General features: G+C 67.7%; 4 protein-coding genes and 2 pseudogenes. 1 reads left to right on the top strand and 5 read right to left on the bottom strand.

The features are described 5' to 3' along the window. Positions 1 to 130: 130 nt before the first annotated feature. The 5 genes and pseudogenes from D8M39_RS12255 to D8M39_RS12235 form a co-directional block, all read right to left on the bottom strand. Positions 131 to 1,153 (bottom strand): annotated as a pseudogene (locus D8M39_RS12255) (IS256 family transposase); the annotation flags it as partial. A 112-nt stretch (positions 1,154 to 1,265) separates the two neighbouring features. Then, positions 1,266 to 2,090, bottom strand: a complete 825-nt coding sequence (gene istB / locus D8M39_RS12250) for an IS21-like element helper ATPase IstB (protein ID WP_055086008.1) — start codon at positions 2,088 to 2,090, stop codon at positions 1,266 to 1,268. Between the two features lie 68 nt (positions 2,091 to 2,158). Continuing rightward, a pseudogene (gene istA, locus D8M39_RS12245) lies at positions 2,159 to 3,241 on the bottom strand (IS21 family transposase); the annotation flags it as partial. A 9-nt stretch (positions 3,242 to 3,250) separates the two neighbouring features. Next, a complete protein-coding gene (locus D8M39_RS12240; RefSeq protein WP_055085869.1) occupies positions 3,251 to 4,606 on the bottom strand; it encodes an FAD-dependent oxidoreductase in 1,356 nt (451 codons plus the stop codon). A 149-nt stretch (positions 4,607 to 4,755) separates the two neighbouring features. Beyond that, positions 4,756 to 6,174 carry an IS30-like element ISPfr9 family transposase gene (locus D8M39_RS12235; protein WP_126875106.1) on the bottom strand — a complete coding sequence of 473 codons (1,419 nt, stop codon included), beginning with the start codon at positions 6,172 to 6,174 and terminating at the stop codon, positions 4,756 to 4,758. Between the two features lie 104 nt (positions 6,175 to 6,278). Between D8M39_RS12235 and D8M39_RS13290 the strand changes: the two genes are divergently transcribed. Then, the coding region (locus D8M39_RS13290) for a transposase (RefSeq protein ID WP_371413788.1) at positions 6,279 to 6,436 on the top strand (158 nt) is incomplete at its 3' end.

Raw genomic sequence — 6,436 nt, 5'->3', positions numbered from 1 at the left:
TTACGGACGACCTGCTCCGAGGTGTGACGCTTCCTGCTGTTCGTCATGATCTGACCAGTCTCACTGCCCGGACCCCCGGGCAACAGGACGACTCACACAACCACCGGACCTACCAAACGGGGTCAGCACACACCCGGCGGATCTCCACGTCGTACTCCAGGAACGGCACGAATTCCGCCCAGGAGCTCTCCCACAGCTGCACGATCGCCGGATACCGCTGGCCCCACTCGGCTTTGAACTCGGTGAACCGGTCCTTCGCCGCGGCCTCGGACGGGGCCGTGTAGACCGGCTTGAGCGCCTAGACGATCCCGTCGCGGTGTTGGCGGCCGGCGTAGCGGAAGCTGTTGCGGATCAGGTGCACGATGCACTGCTGAACCACCGTCTGCGTCCAGGTGGTGTTGATCGCCTCCGGCAGGCCCTTGAGTCCGTCACAGACGGCGATGAGCACGTCCTCGACGCCCCGATTCTTCAGCTCGGAGAAGACCTGCAGCCAGAACCGGGCGCCCTCGGCGCCGTCACCGGCCCAGATTCCGAGGATGTCGCGTTCCCCGTGCACGGTGACGCCCATGACGACGTAGAACGGGGTGTTGCGCACCTGCCCGTCGCGGACTTTGACCACGATCGCGTCGACGAAGAGCACCGGGTAGAGCGGGTCCAGGGGGCGCGAAGACCACTCGGCCAGCTCGCCGGCGACCTTCTCGGTGATCCGGCTGATGGTGTCCTTGGAGACCCTGGCCCCGTAGACCTCCTCGAAGTGCGCCGCGATCTCCCCGGTGGTCAGCCCGCGGGCCGACAGGGAGAGGACGATCTGATCGATCCCGTCCAGGCGCCGCTTGCGCTTGGGCACGATCACCGGCTCGAAGGACCCGTCCCGGTCCCGAGGCACCTCGATCTCGACGGGGCCGATCTCGGTCAGCACGGTCTTCACTCGGGTCCCGTTGCGCATGTTGGCCGCGATCGGGGTCTGCCCGTGGTCGTGGCCCAGGTGTTCGGTCAGTTCGGCTTCCAGGGCGGTTTCCAGGACGTTCTTCATCAGCTGGTTCAGCAGCCCGCCCGGGCCGACCAGGCTCACGCCTTGCTCCTTCGCCTGGGCCAGCAGCCGCTCGGCGAGGTCCTTCTGATCGATGATCTCTCCCGTCACGGGATCGATCATCTCCTCTGTCCTGTCTGTCGTGAAGTCGGTCACGGCCGTCTCCTTTCGGATCAGGCCGGACCCTCACACACCGTTTTTCTTACAGCCCCCGCACATCGGCAGATGATCGATGTCACGCGCCTGTGGCGGGCGTCCGGTGCCGGGCTCGGGTGTGGGCGAGGCGGTAGGAGTTGGTGCCGGTCTCGATGATGGTGGCGTTGTAGGTGAGTCGGTCGACGATCGCTGCGCACAGGCGGGGGTCGGTGAAGGTGTCGGTCCAGGCGGAGAAGGACTGGTTGGACGCGATCGCGATGGCGTTCTTCTCCTCGCGTTCGGTGAGGACCTGGAACAGCAGCTCGGCCCCGCGCCGGTCGAGTTCCATGTAGCCGAGTTCATCAATCACGAGGAGGTCGACGCGGCCGTAGCGGTTGATGGTCTTGGTGAGTTGCTTCTCGTCGGCGGCTTCGACTAGCTCGTTCACGAGCAGGGTGGCGAGGGTGTAGCGGACGCGGTAGCCCTGTTCTGCGGCGGCGGTGCCGAGCGCGATGAGCAGGTGGGATTTGCCGGTGCCGGAGTCCCCGATCAGGCACAGGGGGTCGCCGCGGCGGATCCAGTCGCCGGTGGCGAGCTCGTTGATGGTGGCGGGGTTGATGTTGGGGTTCGCGGTGAAGTCGAAGTCGGCGAGCCACTTCTCGCGGGGGAAGCCGGCGCTCTTGATGCGGCGCAGGGTGGAGCGGCGGTCGCGGTCGTCGACCTCGGCCAGGAGAAGTTCGGCGAGGAAGCCTTGGTAGGTGAGTTGTTCCTTGGTGGCGGCCGCGACGGCGTCGTCGACCACGGCGCGGATCGTGGGCAGCCGGAGCCGGCGGCAGGCTTGGTCGATCGCGGCTTGGGCGGCTTGCTCGGTGAGGCTGTGACGGCGGCGAAGACCGCCCTGGCGGTGGCTGGTGCTGATGGTCATGGGGTTCCTGTCGGGGTGTGATGGTGGGCCTCGGCGCTGGCCGGGGTGGGGGCGGGTGTGTGGCCGGTGGCGTGGCGGCGGGCTTCGACGGCGACGACGTCGGGGCTGGTCGCGCCAACGGACAGGGCTGAGGTGATGCCGGCGATCACCGCGTCGGACGGGAGGGATCGGTGGAGCAGGAGCACGTCGATCAACGCTTGGGTGCCGGCGACGTCGCCGCTGGTCTTGCGGGCCGCGGCCCAGAACGCGTCGTGGGCTGCGGTGAATGCCCCGGCGGCGCGGGCCTGCGCGAGGGCGGTGGAGCCGGGGAACGCGCCGGGCTTGTGGCGTAGGACCTCGAGGTAGTGGTCCAACTCGACCCGGGTCACGCCACGGGTGCCGAGGCGAGGGTGGGTGGCGAGGACGGTGCGGCCCTCGAACACGACCACGCACGAGGCCCGCAGGGACACGCGGACGCGTTGCCCGATCAGGTGCGCGGGGACGGAGTACTTGACCATGCGGACGGTGATCAGGGCGGAGCGGTCGACGCGGGGGTGGAGGATCAGGCCGGGGTCGAAGTCGTCGGCCGGCAACGGTGCCAGGTGGGGCAGCTCGGCGTAGTAGTCCTGCCCGATCGTGTTGGCGTGGCCGGTGATGCGGCGGGTGTTGTCGTCGACTTCCCAGGCGCGGATCTTGTCGTTGAGTTCGTCCAAGGTGGCGACCTCGGGCATGGGGGTGAGGTGGTTTCTGCGGAACCATCCGACCTCGCCCTCGACGCCGCCTTTCTCGTGGGCGCCGTCGATGCCTGGCTGGCAGTAGAACGCGTCGAAGCCGTAGTGGGAGCGGAACAGCACCCAGCGTTCGTTCTCGTCGCGGAGCCGGTCGCCGCCGTGGATGACCTGGACGACGGCGGAGGTGAGGTTGTCGTAGCGGATGTGGCGGGTGGGGATGCCGCCCAGGGCGTGGAAGGCCTCGATGTGTCCTTCGAGGAAAGCCTCCTGTCCGCCGGTCGGGTAGATGCGGTGGATGGCCTTGCCGGAGTGGGACAGGCGGTAGACGAACATGTGGCACTTGGTCTTGACGCCGTCGAGGATGACGTAGACCTCGCCGAAGTCGACCTCGGCCTCGGCGCCGGGGGCGTGGTCCTGCGGCACCATCGCTTCCACCCGGCGCATCACCGGTCAGGCCAATGGCTCCAGGGTGCCGAGCACCTCGTTGAAGGCCTCGGTGCTGGACGGGTGGGTCCAGATCCCGTCGCGCAGGTCGGAGACCTTGGCGCCCAGCCGGATGGCCAGGGCGACCATGTTGACCAGCTCCTGGGAGTCGATGGAGAAGATCGTCGCGCCGAGGATCTCTTGGCTGTCGGCGTCGACGAACAGCTTGAACAGGCCGTGGGTCTCGCCGACGATCTTCGGCCGGGGCATGGCGGCGATCTTCGCCACCTCCTTCTTCGCCATCAGGACGTTGCGGCCGGACTTGCGGGCCTGGGTCTCGTCCATGCCCACCATCGACAGCGGCGGGGTGATGAAGGTGGTGTTCGGCACCGCCACGCGGTCGCTGCGGCGGCGCGTGCCCTGGCCCATCACCGCGTCCCACACGATGCGGTTGTCGTCCAGCGAGATGTAGGTGAACTGCGGGCCGCCGTTGACGTCGCCCACCGCGTACACACCGGGGACGCTGGTCTGCAGCTGGTCGTCCACGACGACGAAGCCCCGCTCGTCCACCTCGATGCCGGCGGCCTCCAGGCCCAGCTCGCCGGTGACCGGCACGCGTCCGGCGGCCACCAGCACGGCCTCGGCCGCGAAATCGCCCTTGGTGGTGTGCACCACGGCGTGTGTGCCGTCGTCGTCCAGCGACGTGGGCCGGACGCCCTGCTCGATGGTGACGCCCATGTCGAGCAGGGTCTGCCTCACGGCCTCGGCCACGTCCCGGTCGACGCGGGGAAGGAACTCCTCGCCGCGGTCGAGGATGGTGACCTTGGAGCCGAAGTGGGTGAACATGCTAGCGAACTCCAGCCCAATGAAGCCGCCGCCCACGATCACCAGCCGTTCGGGCAGCGGGTCGATGTGCTGGATGGTGGTCGAGTCGAACACCCGCGGTGAGTCGAAGCCGGGCAGGTCGACGCGGCGCGAGGTCGCACCGGTGCCGATCACCACGGTCTCGCCGGTGAGCTCCACCTGGCCCTCGGCGGTGTCGACGACGACCGTCCGCGGGCCGGTGAACCGGGCGGTGCCGTCCACCAGGGTGACGCCCGGCTTCTCCAGCATCTGGTGGTTCGCGGCGTTGAGCGTGCCGATCAGCGCGTCGCGGCCGGCGACGGCGGTGCGGAAGAACTCCTGCGGGTCGTCGGAGTCGCGACGCTCCTCGGCCGAGACGACGAGGTCCTTGGTCGGCACGCAGCCGATGTTGATGCAGGTGCCGCCGTACATCTCGGGCGAGCGCTCCACCAGCGCCACGGTCTTGCCGGCGGCCGCGAAGCGCCCCGCCAGGGTCTTGCCTGCCTTGCCCCAGCCGATCACCAGCAGGTCAACGTCCATCACAATTCTCCTTCGCGTAGGCACGCTCTCGCTCGCAACGCTCGCAATCCACGAGGTGCGGGATTTGCCGGTGGGCATCCTTCCAGCGGCACCGCTGAGATGGAAAGCCAACTGCTGACATCGCTCTGCTGGTCGGAGCCACGGCAGGTTCAACCGGTCGTCGCAACACCGGCTTCTTCCAAGGATTGTAGTTGCTTTTCGAAGACCTCGGCCGGTGTTCTCCAGCCGAGGGTCTTGCGGGGGCGGCTGTTTAGGGTGTGGGCCACGGCTTCCAGATCTTCTGCTGTCCAGCGGGACAGGTCGGTGCCCTTGGGGAAGTACTGACGCAGCAGCCCGTTGGTGTTCTCGTTGCTGGGCCGCTGCCATGGGCTGTGGGGGTCAGCGAAGTAGACCTTCGTGCCGGTCTCCAGGGCGAAGGTGGCGTGAGCGGATAGTTCCTTGCCGCGGTCCCAGGTGATGGTCTTGCGCAGCTGCTGCGGCAGAGCGGTGATCGACGCGGCGAGCGCGGTGTTCATCGCGACCGCACCGTAACCGCCCAGCGAGGGGCCGTTCTTGACCGGCGGCGTCTGGCCCCAGCCCTCCAAGCGAGGCAGATGGACCAGGATCGTGGCGCGGCTGTGGCGTTCGACCAAGGTGCCGATCGCGGAGCGGCCGGTGCCGATGATCAGGTCGCCTTCCCAGTGGCCGGGAACAGCCCGATCCGCGGCCTCCGCGGGCCGTTCGCTGATCACGACATCGGCGGTGACATGGCCATGGGGCTTGTTCCGCGAACGCTCACGCGGCGAGCGCAGAGCCCTGCCGGTGCGCAGGCAGGTCACCAGGTCCCGCTTCAGCGCCCCGCGGCCCTCGATGAACAGTGACTGGTAGATCCCCTCGTGACTGATCCGCATGGACTCATCATCACCGAACTCGATGCGCAGGCGGTGGCTGATCTGCTCCGGGCTCCAGGCCTTCGACCAGCGACGGTCGGCCCGGTGGGGCTTGTTCAACCCTTTCCAGACTGGCGTGTCTGGGCCGTTGACGGTGCGGCCGTCAGGGTGGGTGACCTTGCCGGCGAGCCGGTCCTGGACGTAGTCACGCAACCGCGGGTTGGTCACCATCTTCGCTTCTTTGGGCCTCTTGGCGGCCTCGTGGGCTTTCCACTGGGCGACCATGGCTCGGTATTCGAGTTTCCCGCCTCGGGTAGCGGCGTTGCGGCGCAGCTCACGACTGATCGTGCCTGGATCACGGCCCAGAGCCCGGGCGATGGTGCGAACCCCCTTGCCCTGGGCCTTCAGGATGGCGATCTCCTCACGCTCGGCGAAGCTGAGATATCGCCCACTGGGTTCGACCAGACTGATCGGTGGCATGCCGCCAGCGTGGCGGAACCACCGCGAGGCCACCGGGATCGACACACCCACCACGAGCGCGGCCTCCGCCGTTGAGATCCCCGTCGCAATGAGACGCCAGAAGTCACGCTGCACCGTCCGAGACGGTTGCGGCCTGCCCGGAGAGAACATCGCCGGCCGCAAGGCCCTGTCCGCTCGCCACTGACGCCGCAACCCCTCGGGGACATCGCCAGTCCTCATGCTCCAATGCTTGGTAGCCATCCTCCACACCTCTCACATCAAGGGGGACTGCCGCACGGATAGGTGACATCTGATCTGGCTTGCCCGTTGGGCGGCCTGGAAGGATGTGCATCATGCCCGCTCCCTACCCCCAGGAGTTCCGCGAAGACGTCGTGCGAGTGGCCCGGTCCCGTGAGGACGGCATCACCATCGCGCAGATCGCGAAGGACTTCGGAGTCCACGAAATGACGCTGCATAAGTGGATCCGCCAAGCCGATATCGA

This window comes from Kocuria sp. HSID17590 (assembly GCF_003989485.1).
GTDB lineage: Bacteria > Actinomycetota > Actinomycetes > Actinomycetales > Micrococcaceae > Kocuria > Kocuria salsicia.
The sequence above is the reverse complement of the archived record's forward strand: the minus strand, read 5'-3'. Positions and strand labels throughout refer to the sequence as shown.

Bases quoted from the DNA above. Each gene is read 5' to 3' on its own strand.
- D8M39_RS12240 (WP_055085869.1), bottom strand. From the start codon at position 4,606: ATGGACGTTGACCTGCTGGTGATCGGCTGGGGCAAGGCAGGCAAGACC.
- istB (WP_055086008.1), bottom strand. From the start codon at position 2,090: ATGACCATCAGCACCAGCCACCGCCAGGGCGGTCTTCGCCGCCGTCAC.
- D8M39_RS12235 (WP_126875106.1), bottom strand. From the start codon at position 6,174: ATGAGGACTGGCGATGTCCCCGAGGGGTTGCGGCGTCAGTGGCGAGCG.